Annotated in this window: 1 protein-coding gene and 1 pseudogene; both read left to right on the forward strand. The window is 59.8% G+C overall.

What is annotated here, in order from left to right; translation table 11 throughout:
• Positions 1-33: 33 nt before the first annotated feature.
• Positions 34-1,338 (forward strand): annotated as a pseudogene (locus IBX54_RS14785) (diguanylate cyclase); the annotation flags it as partial.
• Positions 1,339-1,405: 67 nt separating this feature from the next.
• On the forward strand, positions 1,406-1,918 hold the full coding sequence (locus tag IBX54_RS14790; protein WP_296543411.1) for an EAL domain-containing protein: 513 nt from the start codon (positions 1,406-1,408) through the stop codon (positions 1,916-1,918).
• Positions 1,919-1,961: the final 43 nt, after the last annotated feature.

The following is a 1,961-nucleotide window of genomic DNA, read 5'->3' on the forward strand; positions in this document are numbered from 1 at the left end:
CGAGGTATTCCGGGTAAACTGAAACCGCAAACCATGACGATCCACTTTGCCTCCATTCGCGCTCGCCTGATTCTGGCGTTTTCGGTGCTGCTCGGACTGTTGTTTGCAGTTGCGGCGGTGTCCTTGCAACGACTCGAGGGCCTGACCAACACCACCCAGGAGATCGTCAACTACCAGGCGCGCCACGTTTTCATCGCCCAGAGCATGAACCAGCACGCGCAAGCAGCGGCCATGAAGCTGCTCCAGCTTTTGCACACGCCGGCGCGTGACAACCGTGTGCCACTGTATCTGGCCATGGACGAGGAGATGGCGGCATCGGGCCTGGCAGCCAATGCACTGGCGCAAACCGGGCTTGCACCAGACAATCAGTCGGCCATCGAGCGTGTGACCGACTTGCAGCAGCGCTACGCGGCCTTGCCCCAGGAAACAGTTGAATTGATCTCGCTTGCAACTCCGGCAAGCGTGCGTAGCCACTTCGAAGATTGGACCCAGAAAGTGCTCACGACGCTGCTTTTTGAGTCGCGCGCCGTGGAAGGGAAGCTGCAGCAGGCGATGCAGTCGGAACTGGAACAACTCAGGGAGTCTGCAGCCAGGGCGAGAAGTCTGGTGATTTTGTTGGCGATCATTGCGCTGCTGGTCGGCACGGGGCTGGCCTATGTTGACCCCTTGACCGACCTGCCCAATCGCACCCGTTTCATGGAAGTGTTCGACGCCCACGTCAGCAACGCCTCGGGTGCCTTGATACTGCTCAACATTGATCGCTTTGCGCCGATCAACAACGCACTGGGGCTTAAGGTTGGTGACCGCCTGTTGTGCAAGGTTGCCATGCGCATCAAGGACGTAGCAGGCGAGTCCAACCTGGTGGCCCGGCTTTGGGGTGACAAGTTTGCCTTGCTGCTGAAGGGCGCCGATCGGGCTTCGGCCGCAGCCATGGTGCAGCAGATTTTGTCGGCATTGCGGGCCCCCGTGACGATCGAGGGGCAGCGATTGGACATTGATGCCAGTGTGGGTGTCGCGCTGTACCCGCAGGACGGCGCGGACGTCACGACGCTGCTGCGGCGTGCCGATTTGGCCATGACAGCTGCCAAGCAACGTCAGGACAGCGTCGCCTTTGGTTCGGAGATAAGTGACGAACCGGCGCACGCGCAGCTGTCGCTGATCGGCGAGATGCGCGAGGCCTTGGTGCAGGGCGATTTTGTGGTTTATTACCAGCCCAAGCTGAACCTGAAACAAAACAAAATCACCGCGGCCGAGGCACTGATTTACTGGCGCCATCCGGTCAGGGGCATGATTGCGCCGATGCACTTCATCCCGTTTGCCGAGCAGACCGGCTTTATTCTCGAGATCACCCCCCTGGGTGCTGCGCCAGGTGATCGAAGATGCTGCCCAATGGCAGCGCGCAGGGATGGCGGTGGTGGCGTCGGTCAACCTGTCCACCCGCAATTTATTGAATCACAGCCTGGTGGCGGAGATTCCGGGCTTGCTGGCGCAGGCCGGTTTGTCGGCCGGGCAGCTTTGTCTGGAAATCACAGAAAGCGCCCTGATGGATGAACCCGAATTGGCGCTCAGGCATCTGGACGCGCTGTCGGCACACGGGCTGAAGCTCTCCATTGACGACTACGGTACCGGCCAATCTTCGCTCGCCTACGTCAAGACCCTGCCTGTCGATGAACTGAAGATTGCCCGGACCTTTGTCACCGCCGTGGATGTGACACCGTGCAACGCCGCCATCGTGCGTTCCACCATTCTGTTGTGCCAGGAGCTGGGGCTTTCGGTGGTTGCCGAGGGCGCGGAGACGGCCGAAGAGCTGGCCTGGCTGCGCTCCAATCAATGCGATTTCGTGCAGGGCTATGGGGTTGCCAAACCCATGCCACTGCCTGAGTTCATTCCCTGGGCGCAAAAATTTAACCACACCTGATACTTGCGGGACAGATCTTTAGCTCTGTCCTCAACTGATTAAA

This window comes from Rhodoferax sp., from assembly GCF_014859475.1.
GTDB lineage: Bacteria > Pseudomonadota > Gammaproteobacteria > Burkholderiales > Burkholderiaceae_C > Rhodoferax.